This window comes from Halanaerobium sp. MA284_MarDTE_T2 (assembly GCF_003337245.1).
GTDB lineage: Bacteria > Bacillota > Halanaerobiia > Halanaerobiales > Halanaerobiaceae > QPJE01.
Window position 1 is genome coordinate 1 of record NZ_QPJE01000015.1, and the last position, 23,074, is coordinate 23,074.

Consider the following 23,074-nt stretch of genomic DNA (forward strand, 5'->3'; position numbering starts at 1 on the left):
TTATTAGCTAAACATAATAATTGAAATTCAAAACCGTCTGCTATTTTCTCGGGGCAAGCCCACGAGGTTTGCTAGCAGACTATAACTTCTATCACACTTTGTTACTACACCCCTGCCGGGAACATCTTTTATTGCCCCTACCGGACAGACACTTACACACATATGGCAGCCAATACATCTGTCTTCATTGATTACTACTGCCCCTGTCTCATTTCTGCCAATAGCGCTGGCAGGACAGACATCCATACAGAGTGGGTCCTCACACTGTAAACAGGTAAGAGGAACGGTCACCATCTCCTCCGGAAAATAAACTGCTTTGATAAGTGCCCGCATCGGATTAAATTCTCCTTCTTTTGTCATTGAGCACACCAGTTCACAGTCACGACATCCAGTACATTTTTCAGGTTCGATAACAATTTTTTTCAACTGTAAATCCCCTCCCTTTATATTTTATATCCTCCTTTGCACAATGGCAGGCCATAGAATTACTCCTATAACCCTGACGCCTGAGCCGCCTAAATATAGGTGGAGACAGGTCGGAAGAAGATTGTAAACAGCTTAATATTTAAATTGATATTTAAAAAATTATAATATTTGCCTTTTTATGTTTTTTGTGTTTATAAATATTTTTCTACAAATATATTTCTATAAAAATTTAAAAATACCTTTTAAAATTAACTAATTTTCATACAATTTGTAAAATTTTCAGTTCTTTAATAAATGTTATAAAATCTAAATAGCACCGATTGAATCATATTATCTCTTTAATTTTTAAAAAAATTATCAGATTAACTGGATTTTAAACATGATATCAGATAAAATTTATATAAATCAACTACATATATATAATTCTGCTGTAAAATGTGGCTGAAAAATACTGATTTGTAAAAAAATTAAAATTAAGGGTGAATAAACTATGAATAGCAATTCGGATTTAAAAAAACTTCGGGAATCTCTTTTTTCTGAAATAGAAAATTTAAAAGAAGAAGCCTTTTACATCAATGATTATATTGCTGAAAATCCTGAATTAGGTTACAGAGAATACAAAGCTGCCTCTCTACTAACAGAAATTCTTGCTGACCACAATTTTAGCATAGAAAAAAATCTCTCAGGTATCGAAACTGCTTTCAGGGCCAGCTATAATTTTAATGGAGATGGACCGACTATTGCTTTTCTCTGTGAATATGATGCACTGCCGAATATAGGACATGGCTGTGGACACAATATGATTGCAGCAATGAGTACAGCTGCCGGAATTGCTTTAAGTAAACTGAACATAAAAGGAGGTAAAATTGTAGTTATCGGCTGTCCGGCTGAAGAAACAGGTGGAGCTAAAGTACAGATGACAGAAACAGGTGTTTTTGATAATATAGACTGTGCAATGCTTCTCCATCCTTCCAATATTAATCAGGTCTATTCTACAACACTGGCAATAAAAGCAATTCAGTTTAATTTTCATGGTCAAACTGCTCATGCTGCTGGAGCTCCAGAGAAGGGCATAAATGCACTGGATGGAGTAATACAGTTTTTTAATGGCATTAATGCACTGCGAGAACATTTGCGGGATGATGCTCGGATACATGGTATTATTACAAATGGTGGAGAAGCTGCCAATATTGTACCCGATGAAGCTGAAGCTCAATTCTACTTCAGGGCCAGAGATAAAAAATACCTGCAGGAAATTATCAAAAAAGCGGAAAATACTGCTGAAGGAGCAGCTTTAATGACAGGATGTAAAGTCGAATGGAAGGAATACGAAAATCCCAATGATGATCTCAGACCAAATCGGATGCTGGCAGATATTTTTGAGCAGAGTATGAAAGAAATCGGAACCAATAAAATAGAACCAGCAGCACACCACTACGGATCATCAGATATGGGAAATGTGAGTCATGTTATCCCTGTTATTCACCCATATATTAATCTGGGCAGTGAACTTACAGGACATACAAGAGAACTCGCAGAAAAAACCACTACTAAAGAAGGTCATACTGTTTTGATAGATGGAATAAAAGCTCTGGCACTAACAGGACTTAAAATTTATGGTGACAGGCAAAAATTAGAAAAAATAAAAAAAGAATTTAAAAAAACCTGCTCTAATTAAAGCAGGTTTTGCAAAAATAAATATACTTCTTCTGGATTATTTAGATAATATTCAGCAGATGTGTGTAAATCACCACTATTTTTTACGTAAATACTCAATCCTTTTTCAATTACAGCAAACGCATCTTCATCAGTCCTATCATCACCAAGATAAATATTATACCCACTATTAAGATTATACTGTTTTTTAAATCTGTCAGCTATATAATTTACTGCTTTTCCCTTATTCCAACCAGCAGGCCTAATTTCTACAACCTGACGTCCGGAAATAACTTCCAGATTATCTAAAGATAATTTTTTAATTTTAGTTTCCAAAGTTTTTTGGACAGATACTTTCTCCAGATCATTATTACAGTGAAAAGCAGCTGCAAAACCCTTATCCTCAATTTTTATATCATCATTTATTTTTAATTCAATATCTGATAATAATTCTTCAAATACAGATCTAAATTCATCTTTTTTATAAATGGGATAAATAACCTCTTCTGCAAAATTGAGATCAATTTCCAGTCCATGGCTTCCTGCATAATTTAAACCCTTTAATTTCAGCATAGACTCCAGATCATTTAGTGCTCTCCCGGAAATCAAGCATATATATAGATCTGACCTGCAAAGCAGCCTTTTTAATACCGCTTTAATTCCCGGAAAAGCATCTGCCTGCTCCGGTTTATCAGAAAAAGGAGCCAGAGTACCATCATAATCGAGAAAAAGAAAAATATTTTCTGCTGCTTCAATTTTATTTTTTACTTCTTTTAGACTTCTCTCCTGCAGAAGGTATTTTTTATTCATATACTTCAGCCCACTGCTTTAAAAAAGAATCTCTCCACCAGTTAATATCATATTTTTTCAGCTTTTCTTTTTCAATCTTTAGACGCTCTTTCCTTTCTTTTTTCGGCATTGTTAGAGCACTATAAATGGAATCTGCTATTTCTTCCTGGTTATATGGATTTACAATCAGCGCATTATCAAGGTACTCTGCCGCACCGGCAAATTCTGACAGTATCAGTACCCCATCTTCCTGGACAGCAAGATATTCTTTTGCCACTAAATTCATCCCATCTATCAGAGGAGTAATCAGTGCTGCATCTGCTGCTTTATAATAGGGGAGGAGCTTTTCCTGTGGTAAGGAACCATAAAAATATTTAACCGGTACCCAGTTATCTTTTTGATATTTCCCATTGATTTCAGCAATCTTTTTATTTATTTTTTCCCTCATCTTCTCATATTCAGCCACTTTATTTCTGCTTGGGGAAACACGCTGAAGAACTGTCACTCTACCTCTATATTCAGGATATTTTTCAAAAAATTTATCGATCCCTTTAAGCCTCTGCCAGATGCCTTTGGTATAATCAAGGCGGTCAACTCCAAAAATCAATTTTTCTATATTATATCTCTTTTTTATTTTTTCTGCTTCTTTATAATAATTTTTGTTATCAATTAATTTAGAAAATTTATCATAATCTATTCCCAATGGTATACTGCTTATCTTAGTTTTTCTACATTTGTACTTTATTTCCTGTTTCCGATAGTTAACTTCTGCTCCGATCTGATCTGCACAGCTGATAAAATTATATAAAAATAATTCTGTGTGAAAAGCAATAAAATCCGACTGCAGCAAATTCTCTAAAATTTCTTTTCTCCAGGGAATGGTTCTAAATGCTTCCCAGGCAGGCCAGGGAATATGCCAGAAAACAGAAATTTTAGTTTGATCAGCTCTTTCTTTAATCATCCCCGGCACAAGAGCAAGGTGATAATCATGTATCCAGACCAGATCATTTTCTTTAATTTCTTCAATAATACTGTCTGCATATTTTCTATTAACCGTCTTATAGCTGTTCCAGTAATATTCTTTAAAATTAGCTTTGCTGATAAACGTGTGACAGATAGGCCACATAACTTCATTGGAAAAACCATAATAAAACCCATCCTGCTCATCAGAACTCAATCTAATTCTCTTAAGAGTATATCCATTTTCATCAGGAACCTTCACCTTATTATCTCCATCTACCACTTCAAAATCAGCATCTCCTCTTCCCCAGGCAATCCAGAGGCCGCCTTCTTCCTGCATAAGTGGATCTAAACCGGTAGTTAACCCACCAGCTAACTTCACTTTTTCTATTCTATCATCTATAAATTCATGTTTATAAGGTTCTCCATTGGAAACAAGTACTAGTCTGCTTTCAGAAAGGTCTGCTCCCATTTTTAACAACCCCCTCATCTCCTTATTATTAATATTAACAGCTAATATGACAGGTGTCAAAAGCATAATCTTAATTTCCTTAATTTTCTAACAAATTGTAGTTAAAATTTTTCTGCTGTGTTATAATAAAGTTAAATAAAGATTTAAGAAAGAAAGATTTAAGAAAGGATGAATATCTTGCAAATTATAACTATTTCCAGACAGACAGCAAGTGGTGGTGACGAAATAGCAGAAGAACTTGCAAATCGGCTGGGGCTAAAACTTATTAATCGTGATTTTATTTTAAAAAACTGGCTCCCCCAGGTTGCTGATGAACATCAGCTGCATATGCTTCAGCAGAGTTCCAAATTTTACACCAAAGCAATAGATAATAAATCCGATAATAATCAGACTTTTGCTGATTACATAGAAAAAAAATTAATAGAGCTGGCTGAAACACAGAATTTATTAATTGTAGGGTTGGGGTCTCATGTAATATTCCGCCATCACCCTGGTGGTATCCATATCAAGATAGCAGCTTCTCAGGAACAGAGAATAAAAAAACTAAATAAAAAATATGGCCTTCCCCGAGAACAGGCTGAACGGTCAATTGAATTAAGTGACCGCAAGCGGAGGCGCTATGTATGGAGAGTTTTTAATGAAGACTGGTCAGATCTCACCCTTTATCATATTTCTCTAAACAGTGATGGATTATCTACAGAACAGGCTCTTACAATTTTAATGAGTTTAATAGACTGCAAAAAAGAAAATCCGGAACCACTTGCTGATCCTGAAAAAAAAGAAAAACCTGAAAAAGAAAAAACAGAATATAATTTTGCCCATCCCAGTGAAAAAGAATTTGCCAAAATACTGGACATGCACCACATTAAATGGAAATATGAGCCGACAGAATTTCCTCTCGAGTGGGATGCTGAAGGTAATATCAGAATGGGATTTAGACCGGACTTTTATTTGACTGAATATGATACTTATATTGAATTAACAACAATGAACCGCAAATATGTTACAGAAAAAAACAAAAAAGTTCGCCTGCTGCAGGAAATTTATCCACATATAAATATAAAGATTGTTTACAAAAAAGACTTTAACAGCCTTATTGATAAGTTTGAATTAAATGGAAATAGTGAGGAGGAAAATAAATGAGAGAAGATGAAAGATTGGGGAAAATAGTACTGTCAAAAGAAAAAATAAAAAATCGAATTTCAGAATTAGCTGACGAAATTAATGCTGATTATCAGAATAAAGAGTTAATAGTTGTAAGTATCTTAAAAAGTTCTCTCTATTTTATGGCTGACCTGACAAGAAAGCTGGACCTTCCATTAAAACTTGATTTTTTAGAGTTAAGCCACTCCACAAATGAAGACAATACAGGTGTTATAAGAGTTATTAGAGATTTAGAATTTAGTATCACCGGCAGAGAAATTCTGGTGATAGAAAATATAATAAAAACAGGTTTAACCCACAGCTATCTTCTAAAAAATCTAAAAGCACGCAGCCCTGCCGGAATAAGCATCTGTACACTGCTTAATAATACTGATAAAAAACTAGTTGAACTTCCTATAGATTATGTTGGATTTGAAATATCTGAGCATTTTGTTGTAGGATATGGACTGGATTATAAAGAGAAATATAGAAATTTACCTTATATTGTAGAATATAATATAGAATAGAAAACAGTAATATATCTGCTGTTAACCCTTTCATATCTGCAGTTTTTCATCTGCCAGTATTAATCGTCCATCAATCTCAACCCGAGGCTTTCTAATAACAAGATCAAGATGGGCAGGGGCAGTATTAGAAACACCAAAACTATTACCTTCTCCAATGCCAAGATGTAGAGTGCCAAATTTGCTCTCATCTTCTCCCATACTTCCTTTACCAAATTCAGAGTTTGGATTACAGCCAATACCAATTTCAACAATATTATAGATATTTTCACAGTTGAAAAATGCCAGCAGCTTACTAAACTTTTGTGCTGACCTGCCCCCCTTAATTTCAGTAATACACCCCTGCTGAATTTCTATTTCGACAGGCCTATCAACATATCCACCGGGAATAATTACTCCATCAACAACAAATATTCCATTTAAAGTTCCAACATCCGGTCCAACTGCGACTTCAATATTGGGAAAGGGTGACCAGCTGCCCGCTTTATCTGCCAGTCCTGTCTGTTTAACACTCTCTCTACCACACAATTCTGCAGTAAAATCTGTGCCAGCCTCAGAACTTACAGAAATAGTTTTTCCTTCGGTCATTAAATTTCCTATCTTATCTATTATTTTTTTCTGTTCTTTAAAATCAACATCTAATGCTGAAGAATCAAAAAGTTCTTCACTGCAGTCTGGGATACTTATAATCCTTGTGCCAGATTCAACTGCTTTTCTTCTTGCTGCTGAATTAGTTAAAGAATAAACTGCTGCCAGTACAGCCGCATCTGCTCTGCATAAAGCAGATATAGCAGGTTCAGGCGGATTTTCTCCATGAGAACTTCTTTTAAAAAAATTAACTACAGCAGCCTCAGCTCCAAGTTCTTTACCATATTCTGCTAACACTTCTGCAACTTTTTTATTTTCAAAATCTGAAACTATGAGCAAGTTTTCTTTTTCACCAACATTCATACAATCTTTCAGAATTATTTCAGCACCTTTTTTTAAATTTTTAAGACTCAACTTCATTCCTCCCTGATAATTAAGTATTACAGCTATTTTATAATATATTATTGTTTTTCTCAATTTTATTATGCATTATTTTCCTATTATTTATATTTTTCTACATTAATTAATATATAGTTAATCACTCATATATAAAATATAGCTATTCAGTATAAGATATTATTATTTTAGTATTAATTATAGATGGTATATAATTATCAGTAGAATATGATTTTGTGAATATAATATTATTTAAAGAGAGGTGACAGGTATTTTTTTGCTTTTTTTTGCGAATTTAAGAACAAAGTTTTTATAAATAATATTTCTGCATATAATAATTTTAATTATGCTCTTTATTAATATAATTATTAAATCTAAAGATATATGAGGGAGGTAACAAAGTGAAAAATTTTGAAAGATTAATAGGATTTGCAGCTGCTTTAATAGTATTAATTGGCGCTAAATTCTTTTTAAAAACAGATATTTTATTTTTTAGATTGCTTGTTGGTACAGGAATAGGATATACACTGACAAGAGCGTACACCGGATTTGCTGGAAGTGTAAACAGAGCCTACAGAACAGGTTCTACTAAATTAATGAGAACCCTGATGTTTATGTTTTTTATAACAGCACTTCTTACAACTGCATTTCTTTTTGGAAAAGATCCTGCCAGCTATAATCTGTGGATCAACCCAATAAATACCGGTCTTCTTTTGGGAGGATTTTTATTTGGATTTGGAATGTCTCTTTCTGTATGCTGTGCAACTGGAGTTTTAACTGACCTGCCAGTAGGACTTCCAAGGGCATTTATTACACTTATTTTTTTCGGCATAGGTGTTTTCCTCGGCTTCCCGATACAAAATACAGCCAGCTGGGTTAAAGAATCATGGTACAGTACTTATATAGGTTATAGAACATCTGGTGGTGTATTTCTGCCTGACCTTTTCCAGGGAGATGGGTTTGAAGGTTATCTGGGAGGACTGGCATTTCTTGGCGGTCTCTGTCTTCTTTTCATAATTTTATCTTATTTCTATGAGCATTATCAGATCAAAACAGGCAAATATAAAGGTCTTCCAATAGAAAAGGTTCAGGATGAAGTAGATTCAATCGATCTAAATAATTTTAAACTATTTAGTTCAGATACCTATTATCACTTTTTTGAAAAACCCTGGACTCTAAAACAGGGTGGAATAGTTCTGGCGATGATCTTTACACTTATGATGGGTATTACCAGAGCCGGATGGGGTGCTTCTACTCCTTATGGAATCTGGTTTGGTAAATTTTTAATGCTATTTGGTATTTCTGCTGAATCTCTGGCAGAGTTTACACATATGTCAGCATCAGTATTTGATCTGCCATTTTTTGAACATCAAATTTCTGTACAGAATTTTGGTATTATTGTTGGTGCAGTAATTTATCCTCTTACAGCCGCTAAATTATCCGAATCATTTACTGCCGGATTAAATATTTCTAAAAAAGAAGCATTACTATATGCACTTGGTGGTATAACAATGGGACTTGGAACTCGTTTTGCAAATGGATGTAATGTTGGAGCTCTCTATACACCAATTGCAAACTTCTCACTGTCTGGATGGTTTTTCCTAGTATTTATGATAATTGGTGGTTTTGTAAGTAATAAATTTACTGATAAAATTTACAGCTAGTAATTTGGCTTTCAAAAATAAAATTTTACAGGAGGAAATTAATTATGAGTAATAAAATTGTTGTTATTGGTGGTGTAGCTGGTGGTGCATCTGCTGCTGCCAGAGCCAGAAGATTGGACGAATTAGCAGAAATAGTTATGTTTGAGAGAGGTCCACATGTTTCTTTTTCCAACTGCTGTCTTCCCTATCGTCTAAGTGATACAATTGACAGCTGTGATGACCTTGTCTTAATGAGTCCTAACTGCTTTAAAACTCAGTACAATATTGATGCAAGGGTAAATAGTGAAGTCACTAAAATAAAAAGAAAAGAAAAAAAGGTAGCAGTCAAAAATTTAGAGACTGGTGAAGAATATGAAGAATCCTATGATAAACTAGTACTCTCACCCGGTGCTAATCCAATTCTTCCAGGAAGTATCAAGGGAGTTAAAAAAGATAATGTATTTACAATCAGAAATGTAGTGGACATTGATAAATTATATAGTTATATTAATGAAAACAATATTGAAGATATTGCTGTTATAGGTGCTGGATTTATCGGTATTGAAGTTGCTGAAAATCTTCATAATGCCGGCAAAAATGTAAGTCTTGTAGAGGCAATGGATCAGGTAATGGCTCCTTTTGATTTCGATATGGCACAGCTGCTGCATAAAGAACTTTATGATAAAAAAGTAAATCTTGTTTTAAATGATGCTCTTGTGGAAATTACTGATGACTCTATTATCTTAAAGTCAGGAAAAAAAATCGATGCCAAAGCTGTTGTAATGGCAATTGGTGTTTCTCCAGAAACAGATCTGGCTAAAGATGCAGGACTGGAAATAGGAGAAACAGGTGGAATCAAAGTAGACCACAATTATCAGACAAGTGATGAGGATATTTATGCTGTTGGAGATGCTGTAGAAGTTTACAGCAGACTAACACACAAAAACACAAGACTGGCTTTAGCAGGGCCAGCACAGAGACAGGCAAGAGCTGCTGCTGACCATATCTATGGTATCCCGCACAGAAACAATGGCACTATTGGCTCCTCAATAGTTAGAGTCTTTGACTTAAATGCTGCTTCTACTGGTTTAAACGAAAAAACCGCAAAAGAAGCCGGTATTTCTTATGATGTTGTATATGTTATACCTGGAGACAAAGTTGGTTTAATGCCGGAAAGCAATCCAATGCATTTTAAACTTATTTATGAATACCCGACAGGAAAAATTATCGGTGCCCAGGCCATCGGTAGAGGTAATGTAGATAAAAGAATAGATGTAATTGCAGCACTTATTTTAATGGATGGAACATTAGAAGATCTCAAAGAAATGGAACTGTGTTATGCACCTTTATTTGGTACAGCAAAAGATGTGGTTAACCATGCAGCACTTGTAGGATTAAATCTACTCAATGGGGTATTTGAACAGGTGAGAGTTACAGAAGTAAGAGAACTGGTAGAAAATGATGCATTTATAGTAGATGTCCGCGAAGAAGATGAATATGCGAAAGGACATCTTGTTAATTCTGTTAATATTCCTTTAAGTGAATTAAGAGAAAGAACTGATGAAATCCCTAAAGATCAGCCTGTATATTTGCACTGCCGTTCAGCACAGAGAAGCTACAATGCTGTAATGGCTCTACAGGGAATGGGTTATGATAATGTGTATAATATCTCAGGATCATTTCTCGGCATCTGCTGCTACGAATATTATCTGGATCAAACAACAGATAGAGAAAAAATTGTAACTGAATATAATTTTGAGTAAAATAATGCTGGCTGGGGACTTTATTGTTTAATTGCAACTTGATAATTTCTTCCAATCAGCTCGGTTAATACTAGTTATAATCGAAAATTAAAAGAGCCCGGGTACCTGGATTAAATTTCTAAGTACCAGGTACCCCAATTAGGCCATCAGGATTAAACTTGGTGGTCTTTTTAATCATTTATCAGCTATTTTGAAATTGATAATTTACAGCAAATATGATATCTTGAATGGTAGTATATGACTTATGTTCAAAAAGATTGTGATAATTATGAGGATGTGTAAAAAATGGCTTTAAATAAAAAGAAAAACAATAAACAAAAAGAAAAGCCAGCAGCAAATCATCCAAAAGTTAACCGCGAATCTGAAAAAAATAAAAAAACTAAAACAGAAAAGGCCCTCACTTTTATAACCTGGGCTTCTATTTTTCTTACCTGGTATATAATTACTAAGTTAGGTATCTTTACTCCCACTCTTCTTCCTGGACCTGCAAGAGTCTGGATGGCGTTTTTAAGAATTCTAGAAAATGGTTATAATGGAGTTCCTCTCTGGCTTCATTTAGGAGCCAGTTTTAAACGCTTATTTGTGGCGCTCTTCTTTGCCATCTTTACTGCTGTTCCTCTTGGTTTATTAAGTGGTTATTTTGACAAAGTTGAAGCAGTAATTGATTCTGTTGTAGAATTTTATCGTCCCTTACCACCACTAGCTTATTATACACTTCTAGTGCTCTGGTTTGGAATCGATGATACCTCCAAACAGATTCTCTTATTTTTAGCTGGCTTTGCTCCTATTTATATCGCCTGTGTTTCTGCAGTCCGGAAGTTAAATCAGGACTTTGTCTTAAGTGCACGCTCACTGGGAGCAGCTCAAAAGGATGTTTTTTTTAAAATTGTGCTTCCTGCTTCTCTACCTGAAATTTTTACTGGAATTAGAACCGCCTTTGGTGTTGCCTATACAACCCTTGTCTCCTCAGAAATGGTTGCCGCAACATCTGGCATAGGCTGGATGGTTTTAGATGCATCCAATTTTTTGAAAAGTGATGTAATTTTTGTTGGAATTATAATTATGGGAATTACAGGTGTGATAATTGATGCTGGTTTAAGATTTCTAGAAAGAAAAATTATTTTTTGGAAGGGTCATGTTTAACTATATCTGGACTTTCCCCATTTTTTATATACTGCTGCAAAAAGGGGAGATGCAGGAATATTGAAATTTTTAGTCAATGAATCTTAACGAAATGTGCCCTATTTCACACCCGAATTGAGTTTTAGATAAATCTAAAAATTTCGTTGATGACTAAAGCCCCCTTTTTGCAGCTTGAAAATAAATTTTGGGGAAACTCCTATAACTATATTGTTTGAAATATATTAAAATATTGTGAGATAAATTTTAAAACTATTAGATTTGACGTAACGTATCACAAATCTGGAGGGAAAGACAATGAAAAATAAATATTTAAAAAAGATAATGCTTATTTTCTTAATCACATCTCTGGCTTTAACTTTAACTGCCTGTAGTAATGAGCAGGCTCAAAATGAAGGTCAAGAAATTAAAAATACAGCTGCTGAGGAAGAACTGCCAGAAGAGATTAATTTTGGGATTTTAAGGGTTCCAAATGATGAAACTATTGCTCTTGCAGAAGGTTTTTTTGATAAATATTTTACCGAACGTGGAATTAAAGTTAATACCAGAATTTTTGACTCAGGTGTAGAGGCCAATCAGGCTTTAGCTTCCGGCAGTATTGATTTTGCAACTATGGGAAACACCAATGCTATTACTGCTCTAGCACGTGAACTTAATGTTGAATTAGTCTGGATTCATGAAGTTTTGGGAGAAAATGAAGCTCTGGCAGTCAAAAATGGTTCTGGAATTGAAAAAGTTGAAGATCTAGTTGGAAAAAGAATTGCAGTCCCTTTTGCTTCTACTTCCCACTATATTCTTTTAAATGTACTAAAAGAAGCAGGCATAGAAGATCAGGTCCAGCTGTTGGATATGCAGACTGCCGAAATTGTAGCAGCCTGGGAGCGCGGTGATATTCAGGCAGCTTATACCTGGCAGCCAACCCTGGCCCAGCTTTTAAAAAGCGGCTATACTTTAACTGACAGCAGCGAAATGGCTGAAAAAGGGTATATAACTGCCAATGTAGAGGTTGTTCGTAAGAAGTTTTCAGAGAAATATCCCGAATTAGTTGCTGATTTTATTTCTGCTTTAAGTGAAGCCGGTGACATTTATAGAAATAATCCGAAAAAAGCAGCTGAAATTGCAGGTAATGAACTTGGAATTGAAACCGAAGTCGCTCTCCATCAGATGCGCGGCACCACCTGGAAAACTAGAGAAGAACTTTTAAGTCAAGATTTCTTTGGCACTGCTGATCAGCCTGGCAGCTTTGCTAAAGTGATGAAAGATACTTCTGACTTTCTGCAGCGGCAGGGCTCTATAGAAGAATCTCCTTCTCAAGCAGCTTTTAATAAATATGTTAATCCAGAATATATAAAAATATCTTTAAAAAATGATCAGAATAATTAAAGAAGTAATTTTCAATTATATATATAGTATGGTTCTCCCGTAAAAAGGTTATTTGCGTCTCTAACTCATTTTTCGTAAATACCCTTTTTGTGGACACACCATAGTATAGTTAATCAGGAAAGGATATCTTTTATGTCTGCTCAAACAAATAAAGAAAGCTTAATTAAAATTGAAAATATGAGTCTGGAGTATGGGGAAAGTATTAACTCTACTCTGGCTCTAAAAAATATCAACTTAGAAATTAATAAAGGTGAGTTCATCTGTGTTTTAGGACCTTCCGGCTGTGGTAAAAGTTCACTGCTTAAATGTATTGCTGGTTATGTAAAGCCTACTTCCGGCAGAGTTTTAATGCAGGGAAAAGAAGTTGATGGACCTGACTGGCATCGAGGTGTCGTTTTTCAATCTCCCACTCTTTACCCCTGGATGACAGTTAATGAAAATGTAGAATTTGGCCCCAAAATGCGCGATTTACCTAAAACTGAAATTAAAGAAATCCGAGAATTTTTCTTAGATGAAGTTAATTTAAGCGGTTTTGGGGAAAACTACACCTTTGAATTATCCGGAGGTATGAAACAGCGGGTAGCTATTGCTCGAGTTCTGGCAAATTATCCTCAGGTAGTTCTAATGGATGAACCTTTTGGAGCTCTGGATGCTTTAACCAGAGAAAATATGCAGAACTTAATTCGCAATATCTGGAAAGAAAACAACACTACTATCTTTTTTATCACTCATGATGTAGATGAAGCGCTTTTGCTGGCTAATAGAGCTGTTGTGATGTCCAAACAGCCGGGAGAAATTATAAAAATCTTTAATGTTGATTTTACCAATCAAATTTTTGAAAAAGGTTCTAAAGAAGTAATTTATAATGAAGATTATTTTGAAGTCAAAAATGAAATTATGGATATCATCCACAGCCAAATTGATTAAATTTAAGATCTTTAACTAGAGTGTAAATTTGATCAAAATCTTAAGAAAATATAATTGGCTTTAAAATAATCTATAAATATATGTACAAACAACATAAAGGAGCCCTTAAGGGCTCCTTTTTAATATCTATAAATTTTATTTTATCAGATATTCAGTTTTTTAATTTTCAATTTACTGCACTAAATTTACTGCACTACTACTTTACTACTTCATAACCTTTGTTAGACCAACCATAAGGCTTGTTAGCAGGAGTACCCATACCACCATTAAGTGATACAGCATCATAACCTAACATTCTTAAACCTGCTACGGCCTGACCTGCTGTTTGACCTGTGTAGCAGTAAACTACTATCTTTTTATCCTGCGGCAGCTGTCCAAAATACTGCTGCATACCAGCACCCCAGGGAATATTAACTGCACCTTTGATGTGACCTTCAGCAAAATCTTTAGGCTGTCTGATTGATACTATCATTATATCTGCACCAGAATCTACAGCCATTTTTAACATATCTTCAGCAATCTTATAGTTTTTATATATTGTATCACTAACATCAGCTAAACCTGCATAGTAATCTTCAACTGCAGCTTTAAGATCTGCATTAATCTTATAATCTGTAACTCCACCAAGTTGATGTGCTTCAGTTTCAACTATTTCTTCATAACCTGCAACTCTTGAAATACCTAAGTTCCAGCCAAATCTAACTGACTTAGCCTCAAAACCAGCAAAATTTAATAAAGCAGCTGTCTGGTTAGCAGTCTGAGCTGTATAGCAGTAAACATAAATTGTTTTATCTCCGGGTAACTTATCTAAAGCAGCTGGAATTGCTTCTGGGCCCCAGGGTATATTAACTGCACCTTTTACGTGACCTTCATTATAAACATCAGGCTGTCTGATATCTAAAATAAAGAGATCTTCTCCAGCCTTAACTTTTTCTACAAACTCTGCTTCTCCTATCATAGAATTATCGGAAGGCAGATCTGCAAAATAACCATTAACTGCATCTTCTACTGCATCTGACACCGCAAAAGCAGAGGCGGAAAGTACTAGAGCCATTACAACAAAAACAGCTGTTAATATAATTTTTCTTTTCATTTTATTCCTCCTAGATTTTTTTAATAAAGATTTTTAAAACTGAATCACAAAACTGCAGTATATTACCATATTTTTCACAAACTTCATTAAATAAAAAGTTCTTAACCACAGTATTTATAATCAATCAGTTAAGAACTATTTATTTTTTTAAGAACCATCCTGGGCACTGGGTTTGGCTGGTGCACCAGTAGGCACAGCCTTAGGTGTTGAACTATCTGATGACCATTCAATCCAGGCACCATCATAAATCTTCAAATCTCTATATCCTGCATTGTGCAGAGCAAGAAAAGTCTGTGCTGCTCTAATTGAAGTCTGGCAGTACATAATAACTTCTTTGTCCGGTGTTATACCATTATCAGGATAATATCTCTGAATATAATTTGCTGGATAATACTCTCCATTATCTTTATTATTATCAACATAATTAACGTGAACAGCTCCTGGAATAATTCCTTCATTAATTTCTTCTAAAGTTCTGACATCAAGTATTACTACATCTTCAGCAGGATTATTAACCTGGGCAAGTACTTCCTCTTTATCGGCTATAAATTCTTCATTTTTTTCAGATGCTGAATATTCTGCTGCCTCTACCGTATAATCACCGGAAATAAAGTCGGCTCCTGCTCTTTTTAGAGCATTTAAACCACCACTAATTACCTTCATATTGTCTGTATCATGACCGTAAACAAGCATTGTCCACCACAGACGAGCTGCATCCATATTATTATTATTATCATAAATAATTACTTTTGTCTGATTTCCTATACCATTTTCACCTAAAGTAGATTCTATCTTAGCTGCTGATGCCAGCATATTCGGAAAAGGACCAAAAGTAGTTATGCCACTTCTGGTAATATTAACCGCACCATTTAAATGCCGATCTTCAAAATCACCAGAATTCTGAGTATCAACTACTACTACCTCTTCATCCTCAATCATCTTTAAAGCCTCATCTGCTGTAATTATATCCTGGTTAATTTCACCCGGAAACGTTATATTACCTGTACAACCTGTTAAAATTAAAGAAAAAGCTAAAATAATTAACAACAAAATTGATAATTTTTTCACTTCTTCACCTCCAGAAATTAAAGTATATTGTTAAATTTAGAACAATCTATATATATTATAAAACACAAAGTGAGTTTATAGGTATAACTATTTTAAATAGTGCATTCGATTATCTAATAAATAGCTTTACTTGCAGCTCTGAATAATTAAATGGTATACTGGAAGCAAATAAAACAAATCTTAAATGAGGCTAAAAAATGAATTATCTCAAAAAAATAAAACCCATATATTTTATAATTATAATTTTTTTCGCTGTTAATCTTCTATTTTTAGATAAATTCCCTTTTGTCCACTCTGATGAAGCATGGCTGAGCGGGCTATCACGCCATATGCTTAATCAAAAGAGTTTTGCTGTGACTGAACCTTTTTTTGACCTCTATCCACGCAGTCCTCACGCTGTGAAAATTATTTTTCATTTTCTGCAGATTATTTTTATTAAACTTTTTGGTTATAATATCTTTTCTTTTAGATTGATTTCCCTCATTTTTGGAACATTTTCTATTTATTTTTTCTACAGATTGACAGAAATCTTTATTGATAATAAAATTTTAAGGTATTTAACAGTGCTTCTGCTGACTTTTGATATTCATTTTATCTATAGTTCACATTTTGCCAGACAGGAAATCATATTAGTCTTTATTTTCCTGGCCGCTTTCTATTATTTTTTACTTAACAATAAATCTATATATCAGAATGATGAAAATTACAAAAAAACTAAAGTATATCACAAAGACTTTATTCTGGCCTGTATTCTGGGTATAAGTATGGGAATTCATCCAAATATTTTTATTATTTCACTGCCTTTTATCCTGCTTTATACATATGCTCTTTTCTTCTCATCAGCTGTAAATATAAAAAATTATGCAGTCTTTGCCCTCACACTTGCTTCTTTTGCTGTTATATATATATTGATTAGTCTGGGCTTTGATGCTGATTTTTTTATAAACTATGCCAGATATGGAAAAAGTCTGGGAGTTTTAAATACCTTTTCCAGTAAATTTGACAGCCTTGATTATTTTTATAAAAAAATTTTTTACAGAGTAAGCGGCACTTATTACATACCTCCTATAAAAATACAGCTCACCCTATTTTTTTTCAGTTTTGCCGCCGGCCTGATTAAATGGATTAAAGATAGAAATAAGTTAATATTTATTTTGTTGATTTCCATTATTTCCATCAATCTTGGCTATGCTATCATCGGCAGATATAATCAGACCTCTATTATATTTATTTTTCCCCTATTTTATCTGCTGGCCGCAAAACTTTTGGCAGACTTTAAAATCAAATATGCCTGTTCTGCTGTACTGGTTCTGCTTTTAATACTGTCTATAAATACCTTTACTGCTGTTATTAATAGCTCATTTTCTGATTACAATGATTATCTCAAAAATATATCCTCTGCTGTTAAGGCAGAGGATAATGTTCTGGCCAACCTAAATTGTGATTACTATTTTGAAGATGGCAGTTTATTTGATTATAGGAATTTATCTTATCTAGAGAAAAGTAATCTTTCTTTTGCTGAATATATAGACAAAAATAATATTGAATATATTATTTATCCTGAAGAAATGGATTTTATTTATAATACACGTCCAGAATGGAATATTCTTTATGGAAATCCCTACCCTTATTATAATGAGATGAAAGAATACCTGCATAATAATACTCAACTTATATATCAATTTAACGATAAAACATATGCTGTACGTATTGTAAGATATATTGGTGAAAAGAACTGGTCTGTAAAAATTTATAAAGTTATAACAAAATAATCTTTAAAACACTTCCCCTATTTCTCTTATAATAAGATTTTTTCCCTGATTATCAACAATTTTAAGCCTGTCGTAAACTTTTTTGAGACGTTCTTTTAATTCAGTTCTGCTCTCTGCTCTTACAATAAAATAGCCTGCTCTCTCAGTAGCATTTTCTATTTTCTTTATTTTATCACCTTTTTTAAAATTAAATCCAATTTGAGAAACACCATCCAGGCTGAGAATTTCTTCAGTACTGCTTATATCTGCTATCCTGCCGGGAAGTGCAAAAAACAGCTGAACAGAAAGCCAGTTTTGGTTTTCTTTTAATTGATATCTGTTTAGTGAACTGTAATCTATCTCCTGATTTAATGCTAAATTTACCATCATCTCAAGAATATCAACTCCTGTCAGTGATGGCATAAAATCACCTTCATAAGCACCACCGATTCTGCAGGCGATTTCATTAACTTTTATACCATTATCACCAATTAACATTTGGAAATATATCGGTCCATTTTTAATTTGAAAGGCTTTTACTATTTTTTCTGACATGCTTTTTATTTCCTGATGATATTTAGACAGAAATTTTGAAGGGAAAATATGTGCTGTACAGATACCGATATGTGGTCCATTTTCGTAAGTTACTCGATCTGTGATAGTTAAAATTTTTAATTTTCCTTTATTGACCCATCCACTTACTGTAATTTCCCCACTATTGTAATATTCTTCTATCAAAATTTTATTTTCTCTGGAAAAGCTTAATACTTCTGCAAAACGCTTTCTTACTTCCTCGATACTATTCAGCTTAAAGACTCCTCGCTGGCCCTGACTGTCCAGAGGTTTAACTACAGCAGGAAAAGAAAATTTCTCTAATTCTCTATCTAAAAAATTCTGCTGAAGAAATTTATGTTTTACTGATGGAATATCTGCTTTTTCAAATAATTTTTTCATCTCCATTTTATTTGTTACTTTTAATGCAGTATCCGAAGATAAAAATGAAGGCAGATTAAGCTCTTCTGCGGTTCTGGCTGCAGTATATACCGGCTGATCGGTACCTGAAGTTAAAACTCCATCAACACTATATTTTTTGGCAACCTCTATATTAGATTTAATATCAAATGTACTAACAGTTTCTCCATAATCAGCATATTTTTTTCCTGGTGCATCTGCATAATAGTCAGATACAATAACCTGATGACCCATTTCTTTTGCTTTTTTTATTATACTTATCTGTCCACTTCCTCCACCCAATACAAGCAGCTTCATTTTATTCACCCTTAGATAATATAATTAATAATCTTTTCTATTTTTCAAATAAATCTTCCTCAGCTTATTTATTTATAGTATTTAATTCTTTTCAATTACTCAAGATTATAGGTTGTTTTTTCAACTATAAACTGTTCTTTTTCGCTCCGCAAATATTTCAAAAATGAAAATTTTCCATAATAAATGTACAGTTTTAAAAATAATCTGGTGAGCTTAAAATTGTTATAATTTGAATCTCCATATTTTCGTTTACTGTGTGAAACATATATGTTAGCAATTTTATCTGTATGTTTAAGCAGAACAGCAGAAATGTATACAAATGATGTCTTTTCTGCTCTAATCTTGTTAACAAGCTCTTTTTTTATTATTCTAAAACTGCTGACTCTTGTACTATGACTTTTATTTGTTATCAGGTCAAAAAGATAATTAGTCAGCTTGGAGCCTAATTTCCTATAAAAGCTGTATTCTCTATCTTCAGGAACAGCATATACAGCATCATACCCTTCTTTAATTTTTTGGTACAAATTAATAATATATTCCGGATCATGCTGAAGATCATCGTCCATTGTCACAGTATAATCTCCATTAACATAATTAAAGCCACAGATTAGTGCATTCTGCTGGCCAAAATTTTGAGCTAATTTAATTCCCTTTACTCTTCTATCCCTTCTGCTCAGTTCTACTATTTTGCTGTAACTTTTATCCTGACTGCTGTCATCTACCATTATTATTTCAAATTCATCTGTTATTTTTTCAAGAGTTAGTTTAATCTGCAGGTAAAGTTCTTCCAGAGAGTTTTCCCCATTATATACGGGAATAACTACCGAAAATAATGCTGACATGTTCACACCTCACTGACATAAATCACAAAAAATATTTTCTAATTTATCTGCTATATAAGATAGCTCTTTTGCTGTTAAATCAGGGTAGAGCGGCAGGCGCAGTATAGTGTCGGCTGCTTTATTGGTTATACTGAAATCATTTTCTTTATAACCCATTTTTTTACCCATAGGTGAAGAATGAAGGGGAAGATAGTGAAAAGAAGCATTGACACCTGCTTTTTTCAGCCTTATAATTACATAATCTCTATATGACTTTTTATTGAATTTCAAAAAAAATATATGATAACTGCTGTCACAGTATTCTGGTATATAAGAAATTAAATCTAAAAATTTATAATCTCTATATTTGCTTAATCTCTGATAATAATAGCTGTATATTTTTTTTCGCATGTTCTTAATTTTATCCATTTTTTCAAGCTGAGCCAGCAGAAAGGCCATCAGAAGATCTGAAGGTAGATAACTTGAGCCTTTATCAAGCCAGGTATATTTATTTAAATCTCCTCTTAAAAATCTGGATCTATTTGTTCCCTTTTCTCTAATTATTTCTGCTTTCTCTATTAAGCCTTTATTTTTAGAATTGATTAAAAGCGCTCCTCCTTCTCCACTGACATAGTTCTTACTTCCGTGAAAACTGAAGCAGCCAAAGTCACCTATCCCTCCCAAATAATTACCTTTATATCTGGCATTTACTGCATGAGCAGCATCTTCTATTACATACAGGTTATATTTTTCTGCAATTTCTTTTATTTCATCCATGCGGCAGGAAACACCTGCATAATGAACAGGTATTACTGCTTTTGTTTTTTCGGTAATATGCTGTTCTATTTTTTCTGGATCCAGATTTAAAGTATCTTCACAAATCTCAGAAAATACAACTTTCCCCCCTTTAAGCAGTACAGAATTAGCAGTTGAAGTAAAGGTAAAAGACGGCATTATTACTTCATCACCGTCTTTTAAATTAATTAAATCTGCTGCCATTTCCAGAGCATGTGTACCTGAAGTTGTCATAAAAATTTCATTTAACTTGAATTTGTTTCTGAGCAGTGTAGAAACTTTTTTGGTATAATAACCGTCACCACTCAGCTGGCCCCTGTTAAGTGCATCCTGTATATATTTTATTTCATTTCCAGTTAAATAAATTTTGTTAAAAGGTATTTTCATAATTTTATTTCTTACCCCAATCTTTAATAACAAATATGTTTGCCCAGAGCTTTAAATGTGTTTATAAATTCTTTTACAGAATCACTCAGAAATTCCGGCTTTTTATGAATAATAAATATATCATAATCAAGATTATAATCACTGACACGTGATATCTGAAAATCATTGGCAGCATATTCCTCTTTAACTGCATTATATGGAACAAAAGCTACACCAAAGCCCCTGCGGACAAGTGTTTTAGTTGCTTCTGTAGATTCCAGGCGAGAAATAATATTTATATTTTCAAAATTGTAATCTATATTTTTAAGTGCTTGTTTAAAATTTTCTTTTATTATACAGTCTTCTTTTAAGACTATAAACTTCTGATCCAGAACATCCACCAGATTTATTTTTTCTGGAAGATGATAGCTGTTGGGAGATATAAGTACTACCTTTTCATTTACAACTTTTTCTGCTATAAGCTCATTTTCTTCTGTCGGTTTTGTTATAAATCCTATCTCATAAATATCATTTATTACATCCTGCTCTATTTTAATCGAATTATCAGAAATCAAATTATAATTGTGTCCGGGAAACTTAAATTTCATATTTAAAAGCGCACAGGGCAGGCAGTAGGTTGCAATGGTATATTCTCCAGCAATTTTAATTTCTTCATTATGCTGCTCGGTCAGCTCAGATAACATTTTATTATATGTTCTAATAATGTTATCTGCATATTTTAAAACTATTTCTCCAGCTTCTGTCAATTTAACTCCTCTGTTGCTTCGCAAAAAGAGCTGTTTGCCAAGTGAATCTTCCAGCTTCTGTATCTGCTGACTTAAGGCTGGCTGTGAAATATGTGAAGAGTTTGCCACCTTTGATATACTTTTAACTTCAGCAATTTTTTGAAAGTATTCCAGACTTTCAATATGCATAAATATCCCTTCCCGTTTCATTTTTAATTTTACACATGTTTTTGATTACCTTTTTATTTTGATTTTTAAATATACTTTTAGTTTCCTTATATTTACAAATAATTTTTGACCTATGTTCTTAATATATTATATTATGATCTGCAGATTATAACAAGAATTATTGCAAAATAAAAAGGTTTTACCCAATTATTCCCACCAGTCTACATGCTGATAATACCAGTCAACTGTCTTTTTAAGTGCAGAATAAAATTTATGCTCTGCCTCCCAGTTGAGTTCATCTCGTATTTTATCTGTATTTAAAGCATAGCGGTAATCATGTGCTTTTCTATCTTCAACAAATTCTATTAAATCCATATTCCTGTTTAAAATTTCAATAATATTTTCTGCCACTTCCAAATTTGTTTTTTCGCTTCCTGCTCCAATATTATATATTTCTCCAGATTTCCCCTTTCGCATCACTGCATCTACTGCTCTACAGCTGTCTTTTACATATATCCAGTCTCTAATGTTTTTTCCATCACCATATAAAGGCAGCTGTCTGCTGTTAAGTGCATTTATTATACAGAGTGGTATTAATTTTTCTGGATGCTGATGAGGCCCAAAGTTGTTGGATGATCTACATATATTTACACAAACCCCATAAGTTTTATAAAAAGAATTAACTATCATATCTGCCGCAGCTTTGGATGCAGCATAAGGATTTGTTGGATTTAAAATATCAATTTCTCTAAAAGAGCCTCTGTCATCTAAAGAACCATACACCTCATCAGTTGACATCTGGACAAATTTTTTTATATTGAAATCAAGCGCCAGCTTTAAAAGATTATGAGTGCCTTCAATATTGGTCTTAATAAACTGTGAAGAGTCGCTAATACTCCTGTCCACATGAGATTCAGCAGCAAAATTTACTATACAATCAATATCCTCTTTTAAAAATATTTTTTTCATCATATCTTTATCCAGAATATCACCTTTAAAAAATTGGTAATTATCCTCTGCTTCTATATCTTCTAAATTCTTTATATTACCCGCATATGTCAATTTATCAAAGTTAATTATATAATCATCATAATTATCTAATATATAGTGAATAAAATTGCTGCCTATAAATCCCGCTCCTCCTGTAACAAAAATTTTCATAAGAATCGCTCCTATAAAATAGATCT

Annotated in this window: 20 protein-coding genes and 1 riboswitch; of the genes, 9 read left to right on the forward strand and 11 right to left on the reverse strand. The window is 33.4% G+C overall.

The window, feature by feature from the left end; translation table 11 throughout:
- Positions 1 to 27 precede the first annotated feature (27 nt).
- Entirely contained in the window at positions 28 to 426 is a 399-nt protein-coding gene (locus tag DFR78_RS07660) for a 4Fe-4S dicluster domain-containing protein (protein ID WP_114458253.1), read from the reverse strand.
- 15 nt (positions 427 to 441) lie between these two features.
- Positions 442 to 554: riboswitch (molybdenum cofactor riboswitch) on the reverse strand.
- Positions 555 to 916: 362 nt separating this feature from the next.
- On the opposite strand from DFR78_RS07660, the gene DFR78_RS07665 reads away from it, so the two are divergent.
- Positions 917 to 2,104: a M20 family metallopeptidase gene (locus DFR78_RS07665; RefSeq protein ID WP_114458254.1), complete on the forward strand. Its 1,188-nt coding sequence runs from the start codon at positions 917 to 919 to the stop codon at positions 2,102 to 2,104.
- Here the strand turns inward: DFR78_RS07665 and otsB are convergent.
- On the reverse strand, positions 2,101 to 2,892 hold the full coding sequence (gene otsB / locus DFR78_RS07670) for a trehalose-phosphatase (RefSeq protein ID WP_114458255.1): 792 nt from the start codon (positions 2,890 to 2,892) through the stop codon (positions 2,101 to 2,103). The genes DFR78_RS07665 and otsB overlap by 4 nt on opposite strands.
- On the reverse strand, positions 2,885 to 4,303 hold the full coding sequence (locus tag DFR78_RS07675; protein ID WP_114458256.1) for a trehalose-6-phosphate synthase: 1,419 nt from the start codon (positions 4,301 to 4,303) through the stop codon (positions 2,885 to 2,887). Before DFR78_RS07675 ends, otsB begins: the two co-directional genes overlap by 8 nt.
- Before the next feature lie 168 nt (positions 4,304 to 4,471).
- Here DFR78_RS07675 and DFR78_RS07680 point away from each other — a divergent pair, with 168 nt between their 5' ends.
- Together DFR78_RS07680 and hpt are read left to right on the forward strand one after the other, a co-directional pair.
- On the forward strand, positions 4,472 to 5,446 hold the full coding sequence (locus DFR78_RS07680; protein ID WP_114458257.1) for a cytidylate kinase family protein: 975 nt from the start codon (positions 4,472 to 4,474) through the stop codon (positions 5,444 to 5,446).
- Positions 5,443 to 5,973, forward strand: coding sequence for a hypoxanthine phosphoribosyltransferase (hpt, locus tag DFR78_RS07685; protein ID WP_114458258.1), 531 nt, complete (start codon positions 5,443 to 5,445; stop codon positions 5,971 to 5,973). Before DFR78_RS07680 ends, hpt begins: the two co-directional genes overlap by 4 nt.
- 30 nt (positions 5,974 to 6,003) lie before the next feature.
- On the opposite strand, the gene DFR78_RS07690 is transcribed toward hpt, so the two are convergent.
- Positions 6,004 to 6,972, reverse strand: coding sequence for an aminopeptidase (locus tag DFR78_RS07690; protein ID WP_114458259.1), 969 nt, complete (start codon positions 6,970 to 6,972; stop codon positions 6,004 to 6,006).
- A gap of 383 nt (positions 6,973 to 7,355) precedes the next feature.
- Between DFR78_RS07690 and DFR78_RS07695 the strand changes: the two genes are divergently transcribed.
- From DFR78_RS07695 to DFR78_RS07715, 5 genes are all read left to right on the forward strand, one after another.
- A complete protein-coding gene (locus DFR78_RS07695) occupies positions 7,356 to 8,618 on the forward strand; it encodes a YeeE/YedE family protein (RefSeq protein ID WP_114458260.1) in 1,263 nt (420 codons plus the stop codon).
- A gap of 44 nt (positions 8,619 to 8,662) precedes the next feature.
- A complete protein-coding gene (locus DFR78_RS07700; RefSeq protein WP_114458261.1) occupies positions 8,663 to 10,360 on the forward strand; it encodes an FAD-dependent oxidoreductase in 1,698 nt (565 codons plus the stop codon).
- 285 nt (positions 10,361 to 10,645) lie between these two features.
- Entirely contained in the window at positions 10,646 to 11,503 is an 858-nt protein-coding gene (locus DFR78_RS07705) for an ABC transporter permease (RefSeq protein WP_114458262.1), read from the forward strand.
- A gap of 294 nt (positions 11,504 to 11,797) precedes the next feature.
- The gene (locus DFR78_RS07710) at positions 11,798 to 12,883 is read left to right on the forward strand and encodes a MetQ/NlpA family ABC transporter substrate-binding protein (protein ID WP_114458263.1); all 1,086 of its coding nucleotides are present in this window, start codon (positions 11,798 to 11,800) and stop codon (positions 12,881 to 12,883) included.
- A 132-nt stretch (positions 12,884 to 13,015) separates the two neighbouring features.
- Positions 13,016 to 13,810 carry an ABC transporter ATP-binding protein gene (locus DFR78_RS07715; RefSeq protein WP_114458264.1) on the forward strand — a complete coding sequence of 265 codons (795 nt, stop codon included), beginning with the start codon at positions 13,016 to 13,018 and terminating at the stop codon, positions 13,808 to 13,810.
- A 196-nt stretch (positions 13,811 to 14,006) separates the two neighbouring features.
- Here DFR78_RS07715 and DFR78_RS07720 read toward each other — a convergent pair whose 3' ends face one another.
- Positions 14,007 to 14,903 (reverse strand): rhodanese-like domain-containing protein, encoded by an 897-nt coding sequence (locus DFR78_RS07720; protein WP_114458265.1) that lies wholly within the window; start codon positions 14,901 to 14,903, stop codon positions 14,007 to 14,009.
- A 147-nt stretch (positions 14,904 to 15,050) separates the two neighbouring features.
- Positions 15,051 to 15,971, reverse strand: coding sequence for a sulfurtransferase (locus DFR78_RS07725; protein ID WP_114458266.1), 921 nt, complete (start codon positions 15,969 to 15,971; stop codon positions 15,051 to 15,053).
- Positions 15,972 to 16,168: 197 nt separating this feature from the next.
- Here DFR78_RS07725 and DFR78_RS07730 point away from each other — a divergent pair, with 197 nt between their 5' ends.
- Positions 16,169 to 17,743, forward strand: coding sequence for a glycosyltransferase family 39 protein (locus DFR78_RS07730; protein WP_114458267.1), 1,575 nt, complete (start codon positions 16,169 to 16,171; stop codon positions 17,741 to 17,743).
- A 3-nt stretch (positions 17,744 to 17,746) separates the two neighbouring features.
- Here the strand turns inward: DFR78_RS07730 and DFR78_RS07735 are convergent, their stop codons facing one another.
- From DFR78_RS07735 to rfbB, 5 genes are all read right to left on the reverse strand, one after another.
- The gene (locus DFR78_RS07735) at positions 17,747 to 18,991 is read right to left on the reverse strand and encodes an ATP-grasp domain-containing protein (RefSeq protein WP_114458268.1); all 1,245 of its coding nucleotides are present in this window, start codon (positions 18,989 to 18,991) and stop codon (positions 17,747 to 17,749) included.
- Between the two features lie 95 nt (positions 18,992 to 19,086).
- Positions 19,087 to 19,833 carry a glycosyltransferase family 2 protein gene (locus DFR78_RS07740; protein ID WP_114458269.1) on the reverse strand — a complete coding sequence of 249 codons (747 nt, stop codon included), beginning with the start codon at positions 19,831 to 19,833 and terminating at the stop codon, positions 19,087 to 19,089.
- Between the two features lie 9 nt (positions 19,834 to 19,842).
- Entirely contained in the window at positions 19,843 to 20,994 is a 1,152-nt protein-coding gene (rffA, locus tag DFR78_RS07745) for a dTDP-4-amino-4,6-dideoxygalactose transaminase (protein WP_114458270.1), read from the reverse strand.
- A 23-nt stretch (positions 20,995 to 21,017) separates the two neighbouring features.
- A complete protein-coding gene (locus DFR78_RS07750; protein ID WP_114458271.1) occupies positions 21,018 to 21,908 on the reverse strand; it encodes a LysR family transcriptional regulator in 891 nt (296 codons plus the stop codon).
- Between the two features lie 186 nt (positions 21,909 to 22,094).
- Positions 22,095 to 23,048: a dTDP-glucose 4,6-dehydratase gene (gene rfbB / locus DFR78_RS07755; RefSeq protein ID WP_114458272.1), complete on the reverse strand. Its 954-nt coding sequence runs from the start codon at positions 23,046 to 23,048 to the stop codon at positions 22,095 to 22,097.
- Between the last annotated feature and the right edge of the window lie 26 nt (positions 23,049 to 23,074).

Coding starts and splice junctions, on each gene's coding strand:
- DFR78_RS07700 (WP_114458261.1), top strand. CDS start 8,663: ATGAGTAATAAAATTGTTGTTATTGGTGGTGTAGCTGGTGGTGCATCT.
- DFR78_RS07740 (WP_114458269.1), bottom strand. CDS start 19,833: ATGTCAGCATTATTTTCGGTAGTTATTCCCGTATATAATGGGGAAAAC.
- DFR78_RS07665 (WP_114458254.1), top strand. CDS start 917: ATGAATAGCAATTCGGATTTAAAAAAACTTCGGGAATCTCTTTTTTCT.
- otsB (WP_114458255.1), bottom strand. CDS start 2,892: ATGAATAAAAAATACCTTCTGCAGGAGAGAAGTCTAAAAGAAGTAAAA.
- DFR78_RS07730 (WP_114458267.1), top strand. CDS start 16,169: ATGAATTATCTCAAAAAAATAAAACCCATATATTTTATAATTATAATT.
- rfbB (WP_114458272.1), bottom strand. CDS start 23,048: ATGAAAATTTTTGTTACAGGAGGAGCGGGATTTATAGGCAGCAATTTT.
- DFR78_RS07705 (WP_114458262.1), top strand. CDS start 10,646: ATGGCTTTAAATAAAAAGAAAAACAATAAACAAAAAGAAAAGCCAGCA.
- DFR78_RS07735 (WP_114458268.1), bottom strand. CDS start 18,991: ATGAAGCTGCTTGTATTGGGTGGAGGAAGTGGACAGATAAGTATAATA.
- DFR78_RS07715 (WP_114458264.1), top strand. CDS start 13,016: ATGTCTGCTCAAACAAATAAAGAAAGCTTAATTAAAATTGAAAATATG.
- DFR78_RS07680 (WP_114458257.1), top strand. CDS start 4,472: ATGAATATCTTGCAAATTATAACTATTTCCAGACAGACAGCAAGTGGT.
- hpt (WP_114458258.1), top strand. CDS start 5,443: ATGAGAGAAGATGAAAGATTGGGGAAAATAGTACTGTCAAAAGAAAAA.
- DFR78_RS07710 (WP_114458263.1), top strand. CDS start 11,798: ATGAAAAATAAATATTTAAAAAAGATAATGCTTATTTTCTTAATCACA.
- DFR78_RS07720 (WP_114458265.1), bottom strand. CDS start 14,903: ATGAAAAGAAAAATTATATTAACAGCTGTTTTTGTTGTAATGGCTCTA.
- DFR78_RS07750 (WP_114458271.1), bottom strand. CDS start 21,908: ATGCATATTGAAAGTCTGGAATACTTTCAAAAAATTGCTGAAGTTAAA.
- rffA (WP_114458270.1), bottom strand. CDS start 20,994: ATGAAAATACCTTTTAACAAAATTTATTTAACTGGAAATGAAATAAAA.
- DFR78_RS07675 (WP_114458256.1), bottom strand. CDS start 4,303: ATGGGAGCAGACCTTTCTGAAAGCAGACTAGTACTTGTTTCCAATGGA.